The following is a 17,129-nucleotide window of genomic DNA, read 5'->3' as shown; positions in this document are numbered from 1 at the left end:
CACAGTCCGGCGCTATGCACGACACGCGGCGGCGGGCGATGGTTGTGCTCCGGTCAGCGTCCGAGCCGTCCGCGGACCATACCGACCATGGCGGTCAGTTCCTCTACGCGCATCCGCTTGGCGGCGATATAGAAGACGCCGATCAGGATGAGACCGCCGCCGATCAGAGCCGCCAGCGAACCGACAAATCCGTGACCGAGAACTTCACCGATGCCGTAGGCGATGGCCCCGCCGATGAGAGCGGCGGGGACGCACGCGCCGGCGAGGCGGGCGTAGGTACGGATGACGTGTGAGCCGTCCAGATCGCCGCCGAGGCGGGTACGCAGCCGGCGCCAGGCGACGACGACACCCACGGCGTAGGCCAGACCGTACGAGGCGGCCATGCCCGCCACGGCCCAGCGGGCCGGCAGGACGACGAAGCTGAGGGCGGCGCCGATCGCGTTGACGCCGGCGACGATCAGGGTGTTGTAGAAGGGGGTGCGGGTGTCCTCGTAGGCGTAGAAACCGCGCAGGATCACGTACTGCGCGGAGTACGGGATGAGGCCGAGGCCGAAGGCCATCAGGATGAAGCCGATGTTCGTGGCGCCGCCGGTGCCGGAGCTGGAGAACATCAGCGTGGCCATCGGCACGCCGAGCGCGAGGAACGCGAAGGCGCAGGGCACGATCGCGACGGCCGAGGTGCGCAGACCGTGGGAGAGGTCGTCGCGCACGGCCGCGACATCGCCGTCGTGGGCCGCGCGGGAGATCCGGGGGAGGACCGCGGTCATCACCGAGACCGTGATGATGGCCTGCGGCATCTGCCAGAGCTGGAGCGCGAAGTTGTACGCCGTGATGCCGGTGCCCTGGTGGTGCGCCTTCTCCGCGAGGGCGCCCGCCCGGGTGGCGAGCTGGGTGACGACGACCATGCCGAGCTGGTTGGCGAGGACGAAGAAGAACGTCCACTTGGCGAGCCCCATGGCCTTGCCGAGGCCGTGGCCGCGCCAGTCGAACCGCAGCCGCAGCCGGAAGCCGGTCTCGCGGAGGTAGGGGAACATCGCCAGCGCCTGCACCACGAGGCCGAGCAGGGTGCCGATGCCGAGCAGCCGCACGCCCTCGGAGGGGATGTTGGCCGCGCTGACGCCGCTCTTGTCGAAGCCGCCGTAGACCCAGATGAAGGCGCCGAAGGAGGCGATGACGACGACGTTGTTGAGGACCGGGGTCCACATCATGGCGCCGAACTTGCCGCGGGCGTTGAGGATCTGGCCCATGACGATGTGCACGCCCATGAAGAACATGGTGGGCAGGCAGTAGCGGGCGAACGCCACGGCGACGTCGAACTGGCCGGGGCTGTCGCCGTTGTCCGGCATCATCATGCCGACCAGCAGCGGAGCCGCCAGGACACAGACGGTCGTGACCGCGCCCATGAGGACCACGACGAGGGTGAACAGCCGGTTGGCGTACGCTTCGCCGCCGTCCTCGTCGTTCTTCATCGACCGCACGAGCTGCGGGATGAACACGGCGTTCAGCGCGCCGCCGCCGACGAGGATGTAGATCATCGTCGGCAGGGTGTTGGCGACCTGGTAGCTGTCGTTGAGAGTGCTGACGCCGAGCGCCGCCGCCATCACGAGGTTGCGGGCGAAGCCCAGGATGCGGGAGACGAAGCTGCCCGCGGCCATCACCGCGCTCGACTTCAGCAGGCTCGCCGCCTTGCCGCCCCTCGCCGGGGCCGACGGGGCCTCCGTCTCGGAGACGGGCGTGGGCTCGGGCACCGGCGGCGGGACCTGCGGGGCCGGTGCGGTGTACTGGCCGGGCGCCGGGATCGGCTGACCGGACGGGCGCTGCGGCTCGTACGGCTGCTGCTGGTCCCGGTACAGGTGCGCGAAGGCGTCCCGCTCCGGGCGGTCGTCGGCGGAGGACTGCCCGGCGAGCCCGGGGAACTGAGTGGTGGGCTCGTCGCCGTACGGACGCGCGGGCGCTCCGGGCTGCTGCGGCTCGGGCGCCCACAGAAGGGGGTCCGGGCCCTGCTCCGGGGCGGACTGCTGCTGGTGGAGCGGGAAGGTGTTCTGGTACGTGCCGGGCGGCGGCGGGGGATGCGCGGCACGGTCGTACAGCGCGTCACTCACCGGGTCCTGGGCCGCCGGGTCGTGCTCGGGATAGGGGTGCGCGGCGTAGGCGTCCCGGAGATAGGGGTCCTGGGCGTACGGGCCCGGACGGGACGAGTCCGGGGCAGGCGGAGGCGGCGGGTACGGACCCCGCTGTTCACCGCCCGCGCCCTGCCCGCGGTCACCGTCGTACGGCGCGTTCATCGCTACCCCACCTCATCGTCCGCGGCCGGCCGGCCCCACTACACGTCAACGGTCCACTTTCTCACCTGCGCCGGATCGGTCAGTGCTTTCCGATCCGGTGTCCGGAGCCGGGTCGTCCGGCTGCTGGGGGCTGTCATCGCCCGGACCGTCGGCCCCGGAGTCTCCCCCGTCCGCCGTCCCACCCGCGGCGGACCGCTTGCGCTGGATGTAGATGCGCAGGCCCGCGAGGACCAGAAGGAGTACGCCACCGGCGATGACGACCAGCACCATAGGGGTGATGGACGTGACATGCACAGTGAAGTAGATGGGGTCGCCGTAGGGCTGGCCGTCGTCTGTGTACAGCCGCGCCGTCACCTGGACGGGGCCGTTGGCGTTGGCGTGCGTCTCGAACTTCACCGACTGGCTGTGTCCGCCGTCGATCTTGATCTGCTGGGCCTCGCCCACCTTGAGGCGGTTCGGTCGGCTGGATTCGAGGACGAGCCGGAGCCCGGAGATGCCCTGCAGGAGGCCGTTGCGCACCGTCACGGGGATCGTCGCGCTCCGCCCGGACAGGGTGGCATCGGACTTCGGGATGAGCTGCACCTGGCGCTTGAGCTGGTCCAGATACGACTGCACGGCGTTGCGGAACGCCGCCGCCCCCCGGCTGTCACCGCGCCAGGAGTTGGACATCTCCCGCATGATCGCGCTGCCGAACGGGGTGACCACCCGGTCCTGCGAGGTCAGGATCACCTTGAAGCTGTCCAGGGTCTCCTGGGTCTTCTGGATCTCCTCGAACGCGTCGGTGGACAGCTCCTGCTTGCGCAGCGACTCGGGGTACGCACCGGGGCCGGGCACCTGCTGATTGGCGGCCGGGTCGGGCTTGGCCTTGGCCGCGTCGCCGAGGTCGGCAGGCTGCGTCCAGCGCCCGTCCGTCAGGCCGCCCAGGGCCGCCGCCATCGCCTGCGCCTGGCTCGTGGTGGGCATGCGCTGCGGGGCGACGACGATGCTGCGCTCGTTGTCCGGGGCCTGCTTGTTCACCAGCAGGCTCTGGGCCAGGAAGCGCTGCACGGCGAGCGAGGAGTCGTCGGCCCGGATCAGATCGCCCTGGAAGGCGGTGGACAACCGGTCGTCCGCGACGACGGCCGTGTTGCCGCCGCCGATCTGGCGGGCCGCGCTGGGGGTGTACGAGGCGCGGTTCTCGCGGAGGCTGTCGCTGCGGGCGATGACGTTGTGGGCGCCCGCGGAGGTGGCCACGTCGATGATCGAGGAGTCGACCGCGCCCTCGTAGGGCCAGGTGAAGTCCGTGCGCGGCTTCACACCGAGGATGGTGTCCACAGTGGTCGCGGCGAGCTCCGTGGCGGACTGGAGGTGGCTGAGGCTGCCGGGGACCTCCTTGCCGTGGTGGGCGAGCGACGCGAGGTCCGGGTCACCGAACGGCAGCGCCACCACCTGATCGCCCGCGACGGCCGTCTGGAGCTGGCTGAGCCACTGCTTGGCGACCAACTGGCCCTTGCCCGGCGTGCTCTTCCCGTCCGGGCCGTCGACCTTGTAGCTCTTGGTCATGGCCTCGACCGTGGCGAGCAGATCGGGGTCGATCACCCAGGTGATCGGCAGGTTCTTGCCCAGCGCCACCAGTTGCTGGAGCCGGCCGCCCGGCGCGAGGTCGGCCGCGAGGTCGTCGTTGGGGAAGATCGGCGTCTGCTGCTGGTCGGACTCCGTGCGGGCGGTCAGATGCGTCGCGGAGACCAGCGGCCACAGGAAGGTGAGCCGTGTCTTCTTGCCCTCGGTCGCGGACGGCTGCCAGGGGAGCAGGGTCCGCTGGATGCCCAGGACCCGCTCGTACGGCTGGCCGGAGGTCTGCCCGGAGAGGGAGACGCCCAGCTGGTAGACGCCGTCCGCGCCGAGGTTCAGGTCTTTCGCGGGCAGGGAGACGCTGAATTCGCGGCTGACACCCGGAGCCAGCTTGTCGATCTTCTGCGTGTGGCCGCCGAGCTCGGCCCCGTCGGAGCCCTCCGAGAAGCCGGACCGGCCGCCGATGTCGTCGATGTCGCCGCGCCCGCTGACCTGCGGGCCCACCCGCAGGCCCACGTGGGCGTCGGTGACCGTGGAGCCGCCGTTGTTGGTGACCGTGCCCGAGACGGTGACCGTGTCGTTCTGCGTGGGCGCGACGGGCGTCAGGGATCCGATGGAGACGTCGACCGTGCGGGAGCCCGCCGACTCGGCGTGGGCCCGCGGCGCCCCCGGGAGCTGCGCCAGACCCACGAGCAGCAGCAGACCGACCAGCACCGTCGCGATGTGCCGGGCCCACCGGCAGGCAGGAGCGGAGGTCGTCCCCTGGAACTCTGCCGCCTCGGCCACGCGCTCGTCCGTCCCTCGTCGTCAGTGGTCGTCGGTGATGCGTCCACGAATGGTAACGAGACCCGCTGCGGCGAAGTGCCGCGGACCGCTCCGCAAGATCGTTGCCGCGCCCGATGTCCCGGCTGCGCCCGCTTTGTGCTGACCGGCGCCATGCGCCCGTAACGAGGAGGCCGTGGGGCGTGTGGCCACGTACCCTGTTCTGTTGTGCCGAACGCCAACAATGACAGCCACCCCCAGTCGTCGACGAACGAGCTCAGCCACGTGCAGCGCCGTGCCGTGAGCGAGCTCCTGCGGGTCTCCCCCGTGGCCGACGATCTAGCCCGCCGATTCCAGGAGGCCGGGTTCACGCTTGCCCTGGTCGGCGGGTCGGTGCGGGACGCGCTGCTCGGCCGGCTCGGCAACGACCTGGACTTCACCACCGACGCCCGCCCCGACGACGTACTGAAGATCGTCCGGCCGTGGGCCGACGCGGTCTGGGAGGTCGGCATCGCCTTCGGCACTGTGGGATGCCGCAAGTCCGACTTCGACATCGAGGTCACGACATACCGGTCGGAAGCGTACGACCGCACCTCGCGCAAGCCGGAGGTCTCCTACGGCGACTCCATCGAGGACGACCTGGTCCGTCGCGACTTCACGGTCAACGCGATGGCGGTGGCGCTGCCGCAGAAGGAGTTCATCGACCCGCACAACGGCCTGGAGGACCTGGCCGCTCGGGTCCTGCGCACCCCCGGCACCCCGGAGGAGTCCTTCTCCGACGACCCGCTGCGCATGATGCGGGCCGCGCGCTTCGCCGCGCAGCTGGACTTCGAGGTCGCGCCCGAGGTCGTCACGGCGATGACGGAGATGTCCGATCGCCTGAAGATCGTCTCCGCCGAGCGGGTCCGGGACGAGCTCAACAAGCTGATCCTCTCCGCCCACCCCCGCGAGGGCCTCAAGCTCCTCGTCGACACCGGCCTCGCCGACCTCGTCATGCCGGAGCTCCCGGCGCTGCGCCTGGAGCGCGACGAGCACCACCGGCACAAGGACGTGTACGAGCACACGCTCACCGTCCTGGAGCAGGCCATCGACCTGGAGGCCCCGCGCGACGTGCCGGGTGGCGGCCCGGACCTGGTCCTGCGCCTGGCGGCGCTGCTGCACGACATCGGCAAGCCGCGGACCCGTCGCTTCGAGAAGGACGGCCGGGTCTCCTTCCACCACCACGAGGTGGTGGGCGCGAAGATGACCAAGGCCCGGATGACCAAGCTCAAGTACTCGAACGAGCTGGTGAAGGACGTCTCGAAGCTCGTAGAGCTCCACCTGCGCTTCCACGGCTACGGCACGGGCGAGTGGACCGACTCCGCCGTGCGCCGGTACGTCCGGGATGCGGGCCCGCTGCTGGAGCGGCTCCACAAGCTGACGCGCTCCGACTGCACGACGCGCAACAAGCGCAAGGCCAACGCTCTGTCGCGCGCGTACGACGGCCTGGAGGAGCGCATCGCGCGGCTCCAGGAACAGGAGGAGCTGGACGCGATCCGCCCGGACCTGGACGGCAACGAGATCATGGAGATCCTCGGTGTCGGCCCGGGCCCGCAGATCGGCAAGGCGTACAAGCACCTTCTGGAGCTGCGTCTGGAGAACGGCCCGATGGAGCGGGACGCCGCCGTCGCGGCCCTCAAGGAGTGGTGGGCCACACAGGACTGAGGCCCGAGGCCGCTGTTTCACGTGAAACAGCGGCGAGTGGTGTCGCCGAGGGGCGGTGTTTCACGTGAAACACCGCCCCTCGCCTTGTCAGGAGCGGCGGAGTCCCGCCAGGGCGGCGGCGACCGCCGCGTAGATCAGGGCCACGGTCACCACCAGCGCGGGAGACCTGCCGTCGGGCGGCAGCATCAGGGCCGCCACGCCCGCGGCACCGACGAAAGCCGCGTTGAAAAGGACGTCGTACAGCGAGAAGACCCGCCCCCGGAAACCGTCGTCGACCGACGACTGGACCACGGTGTCCGTGGCGATCTTCGCGCCCTGTGTGGTGAGGCCCAGGACGAAGGCGGCGATCAGCATGGGGCCGCGTTCGAAGAGGAGGCCGAGCGCGGGTTCCAGGACGGCCGCGGCCAGCGCACAGACCAGCATCCAGCCGAGCCGCCCCAGTCGGCCCACGGCCCAGGGGGTGACGACCGCCGCCGCGAAGAACCCCGCCCCCGAGACCGCGACGGCGAGGCCGAGTAGGGCCAGCCCGTCGGACTCCGAGTCCGCCCACGCGTAGCGGCAGAGCATCAGGACGGTGACGGTCAGGGCGCCGTAGCAGAACCGCATCAGCGTCATCGCCGCGAGAGCGCGGGCGGCGGTGCGGCGCTCCGCGAGGTGCCGCAGCCCCGCGATCAGCCCGCCGACGGTGGCCAGCAGCGTGGTGCGCAGCTCCGGCTCGGGGGCGCGGACGCCCGGCCCCAGCAGACCGACGGGCATGCTCAGGGAGCACAGGGCGGCGGCCATGTAGAGCAGCGCGCCGAAGAGGACGACCACGGCGTCGGAGCTCGTGCCCCCGGGGGCCAGCAGGCGCACGATGAAGGCGAGCCCGCCGCCTGCCGTCGCCGCGAGTGTGCCGGCCGTCGGTGAGAGGGCATTGGCCATGACCAGGCGGTCCGGCGAGTCGACGACACGCGGCAGGGAGGCGGAGAGCCCGGCGAGGACGAAGCGGTTGACGGCGGTGACCGACAGGGCGGAAGCGTAGAAGAGCCAGTCGGGGACGCGGGCGACGATGAGGAGCGCGGTGCCGGTGGCCAGCGCCGCACGCAGCAGATTGCCGTGCAGGAGGACCTGGCGGCGGCGCCAGCGGTCCAGCAGCACGCCGGCGAACGGGCCGAGGAGCGAGTACGGCAGCAGCAGGACGGCCATGGCGGAGGCGATGGCGGCGGGGGATGCCTGCTTCTCCGGGGAGAAGACGACGTATGCGGCGAGCGCGACCTGGTAGACGCCGTCGGCCCCCTGTGACAGCAGCCGGACGGTCAGCAGGCGCCGGAAGTCGGGCAGTTGGAGCAGGACGCGCAGGTCGCGCACAACAGGCATGCGGCCCAGCCTCACACACCGCGTGGGCCCCCGGGAGTATTACCCGGGGGCCCACGATCAGCGCGGTGGATCAGGCGCGGCCGGAGCGGGGTGCGGCGTCCCGCACGGCGCTCCGCGGCCTTCGTGCGCTGCTTTAGCGCTCGACCTCGCCCTTGATGAACTTCTCGACGTTCTCACGGGCCTCGTCGTCGAAGTACTGCACCGGCGGCGACTTCATGAAGTACGAGGAGGCGGAGAGGATCGGGCCGCCGATGCCGCGGTCCTTGGCGATCTTGGCGGCGCGCACGGCGTCGATGATGACACCGGCGGAGTTCGGGGAGTCCCAGACCTCGAGCTTGTACTCCAGGTTCAGCGGGACGTCACCGAACGCGCGGCCCTCGAGGCGGACGTAGGCCCACTTGCGGTCGTCCAGCCAGGCCACGTAGTCGGACGGGCCGATGTGGACGTTGTCCTCGCCCAGCTCGCGGTCGCGGATCTGGGAGGTGACGGCCTGCGTCTTGGAGATCTTCTTGGACTCCAGGCGCTCGCGCTCGAGCATGTTCTTGAAGTCCATGTTGCCGCCGACGTTCAGCTGCATCGTGCGGTCCAGGATGACGCCCCGGTCCTCGAAGAGCTTCGCCATCACGCGGTGCGTGATCGTGGCGCCGACCTGCGACTTGATGTCGTCACCGACGATCGGGACGCCCGCCTCGGTGAACTTGTCCGCCCACTCCTTGGTGCCGGCGATGAAGACCGGCAGGGCGTTGACGAAGGCGACCTTGGCGTCGATGGCGCACTGCGCGTAGAACTTCGCGGCGTCCTCGGAGCCCACCGGGAGGTAGCAGACGAGGACGTCGACCTGCTTGTCCTTGAGGGTCTGGACGATGTCGACCGGGGCCTCGGCGGACTCCTCGATGGTCTGGCGGTAGTACTTGCCCAGGCCGTCGTGGGTGTGGCCACGCTGGACGGTGACGCCGGTGGCGGGCACGTCGCAGATCTTGATGGTGTTGTTCTCGCTGGCGCCGATGGCGTCGGCGAGGTCGAGGCCGACCTTCTTCGCGTCGACGTCGAACGCGGCCACGAACTCCACATCGCGCACGTGGTAGTCGCCGAACTGCACGTGCATCAGACCCGGCACGCGGCCGTTCGGGTCGGCGTCCTTGTAGTACTCGACGCCCTGCACCAGCGAGGCGGCGCAGTTGCCCACGCCGACGATGGCTACGCGAACCGAACCCATTCCGGTTGCTCCCTGTTTGTACTCGACAAAGCCCTGCGGAGTGCAGAGCTCACTTGGCAGTGGGATCGGACGGATCGGTCCGGGAACTCCCCCGGTCCCGGTGCGTGCCGCCCGTATCTCCTGATGTGTCCTGCGCAGCGGCGCCCCGGCGCATGTCGCGCCCGGACCGCTCGCTCTCGATCAGCTCGTTCAGCCAGCGGACCTCGCGCTCCACCGACTCCATGCCGTGTCGCTGGAGCTCGAGGGTGTAGTCGTCCAGCCGCTCGCGGGTGCGCGCCAGGGAGGCGCGCATCTTCTCCAGGCGCTCCTCCAGCCGGCTGCGGCGGCCTTCCAGCACCCGCATCCGTACGTCCCGCGAGGTCTGCCCGAAGAACGCGAAGCGGGCGGCGAAGTGCTCGTCCTCCCAGGCGTCCGGGCCGGTGTGGGCGAGCAGCTCCTCGAAGTGCTCCTTGCCCTCGGCCGTCAGCCGGTAGACGATCTTCGCCCGGCGCCCGGCGAGGGACGCCGCGCGGGCATCCTCCGGGGCACTGCCGGGTTCCTCGATCAACCAGCCGTTGGCGACGAGAGTCTTCAGGCAGGGGTAGAGGCTGCCGTAGCTGAACGCCCTGAACACCCCGAGTGAGGTGTTGAGGCGTTTCCGCAGTTCATAGCCGTGCATCGGGGACTCGCGGAGCAGGCCGAGGACGGCGAACTCGAGGATGCCGGAGCGTCTGCTCATATGTCGCCTCCTTGGTCCCTTAGGTCCCTTATGCCGAGCTGATGTATCGACTCGATACATCCAGACGATAGAACGAGCATCCTGATGCGACAAGAGGGGGCACGGTGAACGAGGTCACATCACCGATTCGTGGGACGCAACCTGCCTGAATTGGAGTGAACATCCGCAGTGGGAGCGATTTGACCGTGCGTAGTCTGTGCGCCATGCAGACCACCGGGAACCGAGTGACAACGTCAGGCGTCCTCGTCCTGGATGCAGTGCGCCCGGTTGCGCAGGGGGGCTACCGGACAGCGCATCGGGGGGAAAGCAAGCCACCTGCCGCTTCCAGGCGATCGTGCCTGCCCGAGGAGTAGTCGTTCGATGAGCGAGCACCGCCGCAAGCCGCCGCAGCCTCAGGGCGGCGGACGCGCCGCGGCCAGGCGCGCGGCCCAGCCGACGTCCGGCCGCCGTGCCGCACCACCAAGCAGTTCCGCCGCGCCGGGTACCGGCCGCGGTGAAGGCTCCCAGTACGGCAGCCGTGCCGAGGCCCGCCGCGCGAACCAGCGCGGTGGCGGAGGCGGCGCCGGTGGTGGGGGCGGCGGGCGCAGACGCCCGGGAGATCCGGGCCCCGCGGGCGGTGGCCGGGGCCGCAGGGACGGCGGCCGGCCGGGGAAGAAGCGCTTCATCGACTATCCCCGGGCCGGCAAGACGGGCGCGTGGCGCTGGATGCCGTCCTGGAAGCTGGTCCTGGGCGCGTGCTTCACCTTCATCGCGCTCATCCTCGGCACCGTGGGCATCGCGCTCGCGGTGGTGCAGGTGCCGAGCGAGCAGAAGGCCGCGGCCGTCCAGAAGAACGTCTATTACTGGGCGGACGGCAAGCAGATGGTCGTCGCGGGCGGTGGCGCGCTCAACCGCCAGATCGTGCCGATCTCCAAGATCCCCAAGTCCATGCAGGACGCGGTGATCTCCGCCGAGAACGCCAGTTTCCGCAAGGACTGGGGCGTCGACCCGATGGGCATCCTGCGCGCGGTCGTCAAAATGGCGCAGGGCGGTGAGGTCCAGAGTGGTTCCACGATCACCCAGCAGTTCGTGAAGAACACCTATCTCAGCCAGGAACAGACGCTCAAGCGCAAGGCCACCGAGCTGCTGATCTCCATAAAGGTCGGTGCCACCAAGGACAAGGACTCGATCCTCGCGGGCTATCTCAACACCGCCTATTACGGGCGTGGTGCCTATGGCATCCAGGCCGCGGCGCGGGCGTATTTCGACACCGACTGCACCCAGCTGACCCCCAGCCAGAGCGCCTATCTCGCGGCGACGCTGAACGGCCCGAATCTCTACGACCCTGCCGGCGGTCAGGGCCCGGCGGCGACGCCCGAGAAGAACCTCAAGCGGGCCTCGGACCGCTGGAAGTGGACCCTGGACCGTGAGGTCCAGGTCGGCCACATGCAGGCCGCCGAGCGCGACGACTGGGTGAAGAAGGGCTTCCCGAAGCCCCAGCCGCCCAAGCCCGCGACCAACCGCGCCGGCCAGATCGGCTATCTCACCGATCTCGCCGACAACTACATCGTCGCCCATTCCGGGATCAGCAAGAGTCAGCTGGACCGCGGTGGATATCAGATCCACACGACCTTCGACCGCGACAAGGTCGGCTATCTCTCCAAGGCCGTCGAGGACGTCCGCAAGGCCAATATCAAGCCCGATGTGCGGGACGTCGACAAATACGTCCAGTTCGGCGGGGCCTCCGTGGATCCGAAGACCGGCAAGATCGTCGCCATTTACGGCGGTGAGAACGCGCTGGAGCACTACACCAACAACGCCGACTACACCGGTGTGCAGGTCGGCTCGACCTTCAAGCCGTTCGTGCTCGCGGCCGCGATGACACACGGCAAGCGGGACCCTTCACTCGGCCCGACGCAGGACGACAGCCAGCGCACGCTCGTCTCGCCGGAGAGCATCTACAACGGCAACAACAAGCTGACGCTCAGGACCTACGACGGCAAGATCTGGCACGACGACACCGACGGCAGCGAGTGGCATCAGCCGAACGACGGTGACGAGGACAGGGGGCCCATCTCCCTCCGTACCGCGATGCAGTTCTCGGTGAATACGCCGTACATCCAGCTCGGCATGGACGTCGGCACCGACCTGGTCAAGGAAGCGGCGCTGAAGGCGGGCCTGGACAAGGACCAGCTCGCCTCGACGACCCCGACCTTCTCCCTGGGCACCTCGGCGCCGAGTGCCATCCGTCTCGCGGGTGCCTACGCGACCTTCGCGGCCAGTGGAAAGCAGATCGATCCGTATTCGGTCGAGAAGGTCGAGAAGGACGGAAAGCCGGTCTTCACGCACGAGGTGTCCAGCAAGCTGGCCTTCGATCCGAATGTCGCCAACAACGTCACCGATGTGCTGAAGACCGTCGTCGAGGCGGGTACCGGTACGTCGGCGCAGCTCGGCGACCGTCCGGTGGCGGGCAAGACGGGTACGACCGACGGCAACCGCTCGGCGTGGTTCGCGGGTTACACCCCGCAGCTGTCCACCTCGATCGGTATGTACCGCGTCGACCCCAATGCCAAGAAGCAGGAATTCCTTTCCATGCGCGGCGTGGGCGGCAAGGAGACCATTCACGGTGCGTCGTTCCCGGCGGACATCTGGGCCGATTACATGGGCAAGGCGCTGAAGGGCCAGCCTGTCGAGCAGTTCGAGCCGGCGAAGCCGATCGGTCAGAAGATCTTCGGGGACGGCGCGAGCCCCTCGCCCAGCGCCGTTCCCTCCACGGTCCCCTCGGCGCCCCCGTCGCAGAGCCCGTCGGCGACCCCGTCGAAGCCCGCGTCGCCCAGCCCGTCGGCCAGCAAGCCCTGCTCGCCGTTCGACCGCCACTGCACGCCCGGCCACAGCGGCGGGACCGACGGCGGCCCGGGTGGCGGACCGGGCGGCATCGGCGGGACCGGCGGCAACCCCGGGGAGTCGCCGTCCCCGGAGCCCAGTTATGGGCGGCCCGGTGGGCTGTTCGCCGGAATGCGCGGCTGACCAGCCCGGACACAAGGCCGAGAGACCTGGCTGAGCCATCCGACCCGAGGGCCGTCCCGCGTTCGCGTGAGGCGGCCCTCGAGGTTATCCACAGGCTCCGACGGCGACTGGCGCCGTACGGCAGGATGGTCGCATGAGGAGCGAGCGGGACGATCAGCTTGTACGGCCCACCGTCGAGGACGGGGTGGCCGCAGCCGGCAGCGAGCTCATCGGCGGCCCGGTGGGGCGCCGGGCGCTGATCGGCGTGAGCTGGTGGACGCCCGTCCGGGTGATCGCGCTCGTGGCGATCGGGATGTTCGCCCTCGGCATGGTGCAGAAGATGCCGTGCTACAACTACGGCTGGTTCTTCGGCGCCACCACCCAGTACACCCACGCCTGTTACTCCGACATCCCGCACCTGTACAGCGGGCGCGGCTTCGACACCGGGCTGATCCCGTACTTCGACCGCATTCCCCAGGCCGTCTCCGGTGGGATGGACTATCTGGAATACCCGGTCCTCACCGGCCTGTTCATGCAGGTCGCCGCCTGGCTCACGCCCGGCGGCGGCACTCTTCAGCACCGTGAGCAGCTCAACTGGTTCGTCAACGCGGGCATGCTGATGGCCTGCACCGCGGTCATCGCGGTCTGCTCGGCGCGCACCCACCGGCGCAGGCCCTGGGACGCCCTGCTCATCGCCCTCGCCCCCGCCTTCGCCCTGACGGCCACCGTCAACTGGGACCTTTTCGCGGTCGCGCTCACCGCCGCCGCGATGCTGATGTGGTCACGCGGGCGGACGGCTCTGGCAGGCGTGCTGATCGGGCTCGCGGCCGCCGCCAAACTGTATCCCCTGCTGCTCCTGGGCCCGCTGTTCGTCCTGTGCTGGCGGGCGGGCCGGCTACGGGCCTTCCGCACGACGGCGCTGTCCGCGGCCGCGGCGTGGCTGGTGGTGAATCTGCCGGTCATGATCACGCATGACGCGAGCGGCTTCCATATCCGCGAAGGCTGGGCGAAGTTCTACACCTTCAGCCAGGAGCGCCCGATCGACTTCGGCTCGGTCTGGCTCCTGATCTCCCAGCGCACGGGCGACCCGCTGAGCCACGCCAATACGTATGTGACGCTGCTGATGATCCTGGGCTCGCTGGGCGTCGGGGCCCTGGCGCTCTTCGCCCCCAGGCGCCCGCGCTTCGCGCAGCTGGCCTTCCTGATGGTGGCGCTCTTCGTCCTCACCAACAAGGTCTATTCGCCGCAGTACGTGCTGTGGCTCGTCCCGCTGGCGGTGCTGGCACGCCCCAAGTGGCGCGACTTCCTCGTCTGGCAGGCGTGCGAGGTGCTCTACTTCCTCGGCATCTGGATGTATCTCGCCTACACGGGCAGCGGTGACAAGCACCAGGGGCTGCCCACCGAGGGCTATCAACTGGCCATCGCCGTCCACCTGCTGGGGACGCTGTATCTCTGCGCGATCGTCGTGCGCGACATCCTGCTGCCGGAGCGGGACGTCGTCCGCCGGGACGGCTCGGACGACCCCTCGGGCGGGGTGCTGGACGGGGCGCCCGACATATTCGTCCTCGGCTCCGCGCGCCGGTCCCGGCCCACGGAGCACGCCCACGGCACGTATGTCCAATGGGGGACGGAGAGCCGCCCGCGGTAGGGCGGCTCCGGGCCCCGTACCCAGGGGGTGGGTCAGTGGTCGAGAAGACGGTCGAACTGGGTGGTGGTGTTCCGCAGGTGGGCCACCAGCTCGTCGCCCACCTGCGGCGGGGCGACGTCACCCGGCACGAAGAGGATCGAGACCTGCATGTGCGGGGGCTCCGCGAACCAGCGCTGCTTGCCCGCCCAGACGAACGGCGAGAGATTGCGGTTCATGGTCGCGAGGCCCGCGCGGGCGACGCCCTTGGCGCGCGGCATCATGCCGTGCAGGGCCTTCGGCGCCTCCAGGCCGACGCCGTGCGAGGTGCCGCCCGCCACGACCACGAGGTAGCCGTCGCCGGCGGTCTTCTGCTGGCGGTAGCCGAAGCGCTCGCCCTTGGCCACCGGCGTGACGTCCAGGACCGCGCCGCGGTACTGGGTGGCGTCGTGGTCGCCGAGCCACAGGCGGGTGCCGATGCGGGCACGGAAGCGGGTCTGCGGGAACTGCTGCTGGAGCCGCCCGAGTTCCTCGGCCTTCAGGTGGCTGACGAACATGGTGTGCAGCGGCAGCCGGGCGTTGCGCAGCCGCTCCATCCAGGCGCTGACCTCCTGGACCGCGTCGGAGCCGTCCGTGCGGTCCAGCGGGAGGTGGATCGCGAAGCCCTCCAGGCGCACGTCCTCGATGGCGGCGTGCAGCTTGGGGAGGTCCTCCTCGCTGATGCCGTGCCGCTTCATGCTGCTCATGACCTCGACGACGACCCGGGCGCCGACCAGGCCGCGCACCCCTTCGACCGAGGACACGGACCGTATGGCCCGGTCGGGCAGCGGAACCGGCTCCTCACCCAGCCGGAAGGGGGTGAGCACCAGCAGGTCGCCGCTGAAGAAGTCCTTGATCCGGGCCGCTTCGTAGGTCGTGCCCACGGCGAGGATGTCCGAGCCGAAGCGCGCCGCCTCGTCGGACAGCCGCTCGTGGCCGAAGCCGTAGCCGTTGCCCTTGCAGACCGGGACGATGCCCGGGAACTGCTGGAGGATGGACTGCTGGTGTGCCCGCCAACGCGCGGTGTCGACGTAGAGCGTGAGCGCCATGGCCGGTCCCGGAACCTTTCCCTGTGCCTGCTGGATGACGTGTGCGTGTGCCTGACGGCGGTACTGCGGGGTGGAACGGAGGGGTCAGCGGCGCGACATATACATGTCGAGGGCCTTGTGGAGCAGCTTGTTGAGCGGGAAGTCCCACTCGCCGAGGTACTCCGCGGCCTGGCCGCCGGTGCCCACCTTGAACTGGATGAGGCCGAAGAGGTGGTCGCTCTCGTCGAGGGAGTCGCCGATGCCGCGCAGGTCGTAGACGCTCGCCCCGAGGGCGTAGGCGTCGCGCAGCATGCGCCACTGCATCGCGTTCGACGGGCGGACCTCGCGCTTGTGGTTGGCGGAGGCGCCGTAGGAGTACCAGACGTGGCCGCCGACGATCAGCATCGTGGCGGCGGCGACGGCCTCGCCCTCGTGCACCGCGAAGTACAGCCGCATGCGGTTGGGGTCCTCGGTGTTGAGGGCCGACCACATGCGCTGGAAGTAACTGAGCGGACGCGGGCGGAACTTGTCGCGCTCGGCCGTGATCTCGTAGAGGTGCTGCCAGGTGGGCAGGTCCTCGTAGCCGCCCTGGACGACCTCGACGCCGGCCTTCTCGGCCTTCTTGATGTTGCGGCGCCACAGCTGGTTGAAGCCCTTGTGGACGTCCTCGAGGGAGCGGTTCGACAGCGGCACCTGGAAGACGTAGCGCGGCTGGACGTCACCGAAGCCGGCGCCGCCGTCCTCGCCCTGCTGCCAGCCCATGCGGCGCAGCTGGTCGGCGACCTCGAAGGCGCGGGGCTCGATGTGGGTGGCCTCGACGTCCCGCAGCCGCTTGACGTCGGGGTCGGCGATGCCGGCCTTGATGGCGTTCGAGTCCCAGCGCCGGATGACGACCGGCGGGCCCATCTTCACGGAGAAGGCGCCCTGCTGCTTGAGGTGGGCGAGCATCGGGCGCAGCCAGTCCTCGAGGTTCGGGGAGAACCAGTTGATGACCGGGCCCTCGGGGAGGTAGGCCAGATAGCGCTTGATCTTGGGGAGCTGGCGGTAGAGCACCAGGCCCGCGCCGACGAGCTGGCCGTTCTTGTCGAACCAGCCCAGATTCTCCGAGCGCCACTCGGCCTTCACATCGGCCCACGCCGGCACCTGCATGTGACTCGCCGCGGGCAGGCTCTGGATGTAAGCCAGATGCTGCTCTCGGCTGATTGTCCTCAGGGTCAGGCTCATGCGGGGCGCTCCTCGGCAGGTGTGTCCCCAGGGTCGGGGCTCCGGCTCTCGCGCCGAAGCCTACTGCGACGAAGGAGCGCCTCGTCTGGGCGTACCCGCCGCTACCCGATCACACCTCCGAAGAGTCCGCCGTGCGCCATGCCCAGGAAGAAGCCGACGGCGGCGGCTCCGAGCCCGATGATCAGCAGGAAGCGCTCGCCGGTCGTCGCCGATATGAACTGGCCGTACGCCCCCGTGAGGATGCCCGCAAGGCCGCTCCAGGAGCTGAGCAGGTGGAGGTTGGTGAATGCCGAGCTGATGAAGGCCAGGGCGCCGAGCACGATGGTCACCGCGGCGAAGGTGTTCTCGAGGGGGTGGGGCTTGCCGTCGCTGTTGAGAGCGGAGTTGATCAGCGCCCGGGGGCCGCGGGGCTGGCGAGCTGCCTGTGTCATGGGGCTACCTCCTGAAGGCAGGCGGCGCACTGTAGCGCCGGTCACACCCGATGCGTCCAGATTGCGGTGCGGGACCGCTCGATTTCAACCGGAAGCCCGAGTGCGGGTACTGTGTACGGTCTGCACCGGTGTCTGCCCAGACCCAGCTTCGGTCCCAGGGGCGACCCAGGGACTCTCCGCTGAATGTCAGTGTCGGCCGATACCGT

At 69.7% G+C, this 17,129-nt stretch carries 11 protein-coding genes; 3 read left to right on the top strand and 8 right to left on the bottom strand.

All coding sequences use genetic code 11. From position 1 onward, the window contains the following. Positions 1-53: 53 nt before the first annotated feature. Together murJ and ACZ4A5_RS04360 are read right to left on the bottom strand one after the other, a co-directional pair. Positions 54-2,285 carry a murein biosynthesis integral membrane protein MurJ gene (gene murJ, locus ACZ4A5_RS04365; RefSeq protein WP_467578305.1) on the bottom strand — a complete coding sequence of 744 codons (2,232 nt, stop codon included), beginning with the start codon at positions 2,283-2,285 and terminating at the stop codon, positions 54-56. 45 nt (positions 2,286-2,330) lie between these two features. Beyond that, positions 2,331-4,622, bottom strand: coding sequence for a DUF6049 family protein (locus ACZ4A5_RS04360; RefSeq protein ID WP_467578303.1), 2,292 nt, complete (start codon positions 4,620-4,622; stop codon positions 2,331-2,333). Between the two features lie 204 nt (positions 4,623-4,826). Between ACZ4A5_RS04360 and ACZ4A5_RS04355 the strand changes: the two genes are divergently transcribed. After that, positions 4,827-6,302 carry a CCA tRNA nucleotidyltransferase gene (locus tag ACZ4A5_RS04355; protein ID WP_467578301.1) on the top strand — a complete coding sequence of 492 codons (1,476 nt, stop codon included), beginning with the start codon at positions 4,827-4,829 and terminating at the stop codon, positions 6,300-6,302. Between the two features lie 87 nt (positions 6,303-6,389). On the opposite strand, the gene ACZ4A5_RS04350 is transcribed toward ACZ4A5_RS04355, so the two are convergent. The 3 genes from ACZ4A5_RS04350 to ACZ4A5_RS04340 all read right to left on the bottom strand — a co-directional run bounded on the left by ACZ4A5_RS04350 (position 6,390) and on the right by ACZ4A5_RS04340 (position 9,592). After that, positions 6,390-7,658, bottom strand: coding sequence for an MFS transporter (locus ACZ4A5_RS04350; protein WP_467578299.1), 1,269 nt, complete (start codon positions 7,656-7,658; stop codon positions 6,390-6,392). Positions 7,659-7,791: 133 nt separating this feature from the next. After that, complete coding sequence (locus ACZ4A5_RS04345; protein WP_361524994.1) at positions 7,792-8,874, bottom strand: inositol-3-phosphate synthase; 1,083 nt, start codon at positions 8,872-8,874, stop codon at positions 7,792-7,794. A gap of 49 nt (positions 8,875-8,923) precedes the next feature. Beyond that, complete coding sequence (locus tag ACZ4A5_RS04340) at positions 8,924-9,592, bottom strand: PadR family transcriptional regulator (RefSeq protein ID WP_467578296.1); 669 nt, start codon at positions 9,590-9,592, stop codon at positions 8,924-8,926. Between the two features lie 360 nt (positions 9,593-9,952). Here ACZ4A5_RS04340 and ACZ4A5_RS04335 point away from each other — a divergent pair, with 360 nt between their 5' ends. Continuing rightward, the gene (locus tag ACZ4A5_RS04335) at positions 9,953-12,598 is read left to right on the top strand and encodes a transglycosylase domain-containing protein (protein WP_467578294.1); all 2,646 of its coding nucleotides are present in this window, start codon (positions 9,953-9,955) and stop codon (positions 12,596-12,598) included. A 133-nt stretch (positions 12,599-12,731) separates the two neighbouring features. Further along, positions 12,732-14,225 carry a glycosyltransferase family 87 protein gene (locus ACZ4A5_RS04330; protein ID WP_467578292.1) on the top strand — a complete coding sequence of 498 codons (1,494 nt, stop codon included), beginning with the start codon at positions 12,732-12,734 and terminating at the stop codon, positions 14,223-14,225. A 32-nt stretch (positions 14,226-14,257) separates the two neighbouring features. On the opposite strand, the gene ACZ4A5_RS04325 is transcribed toward ACZ4A5_RS04330, so the two are convergent. The 3 genes from ACZ4A5_RS04325 to ACZ4A5_RS04315 all read right to left on the bottom strand — a co-directional run bounded on the left by ACZ4A5_RS04325 (position 14,258) and on the right by ACZ4A5_RS04315 (position 16,923). Further along, positions 14,258-15,289, bottom strand: coding sequence for an alanine racemase (locus ACZ4A5_RS04325; RefSeq protein ID WP_467578290.1), 1,032 nt, complete (start codon positions 15,287-15,289; stop codon positions 14,258-14,260). An 84-nt stretch (positions 15,290-15,373) separates the two neighbouring features. Beyond that, positions 15,374-16,492: a lipid II:glycine glycyltransferase FemX gene (locus ACZ4A5_RS04320; protein WP_467578288.1), complete on the bottom strand. Its 1,119-nt coding sequence runs from the start codon at positions 16,490-16,492 to the stop codon at positions 15,374-15,376. Positions 16,493-16,593: 101 nt separating this feature from the next. Next, on the bottom strand, positions 16,594-16,923 hold the full coding sequence (locus tag ACZ4A5_RS04315) for a hypothetical protein (RefSeq protein WP_467578286.1): 330 nt from the start codon (positions 16,921-16,923) through the stop codon (positions 16,594-16,596). Positions 16,924-17,129 lie beyond the last annotated feature (206 nt).

The sequence above is a fragment of the Streptomyces sp. NPDC025618 genome, from assembly GCF_055558795.1.
This window is presented reverse-complemented; position numbering and strand designations above follow the sequence as displayed.

What these genes read in the sequence shown, in the direction of transcription:
- murJ (WP_467578305.1), bottom strand. Translation starts at nt 2,285, where the DNA reads ATGAACGCGCCGTACGACGGTGACCGCGGGCAGGGCGCGGGCGGTGAA.
- ACZ4A5_RS04350 (WP_467578299.1), bottom strand. Translation starts at nt 7,658, where the DNA reads ATGCCTGTTGTGCGCGACCTGCGCGTCCTGCTCCAACTGCCCGACTTC.
- ACZ4A5_RS04345 (WP_361524994.1), bottom strand. Translation starts at nt 8,874, where the DNA reads ATGGGTTCGGTTCGCGTAGCCATCGTCGGCGTGGGCAACTGCGCCGCC.
- ACZ4A5_RS04340 (WP_467578296.1), bottom strand. Translation starts at nt 9,592, where the DNA reads ATGAGCAGACGCTCCGGCATCCTCGAGTTCGCCGTCCTCGGCCTGCTC.
- ACZ4A5_RS04335 (WP_467578294.1), top strand. Translation starts at nt 9,953, where the DNA reads ATGAGCGAGCACCGCCGCAAGCCGCCGCAGCCTCAGGGCGGCGGACGC.
- ACZ4A5_RS04330 (WP_467578292.1), top strand. Translation starts at nt 12,732, where the DNA reads ATGAGGAGCGAGCGGGACGATCAGCTTGTACGGCCCACCGTCGAGGAC.
- ACZ4A5_RS04325 (WP_467578290.1), bottom strand. Translation starts at nt 15,289, where the DNA reads ATGGCGCTCACGCTCTACGTCGACACCGCGCGTTGGCGGGCACACCAG.
- ACZ4A5_RS04320 (WP_467578288.1), bottom strand. Translation starts at nt 16,492, where the DNA reads ATGAGCCTGACCCTGAGGACAATCAGCCGAGAGCAGCATCTGGCTTAC.
- ACZ4A5_RS04315 (WP_467578286.1), bottom strand. Translation starts at nt 16,923, where the DNA reads ATGACACAGGCAGCTCGCCAGCCCCGCGGCCCCCGGGCGCTGATCAAC.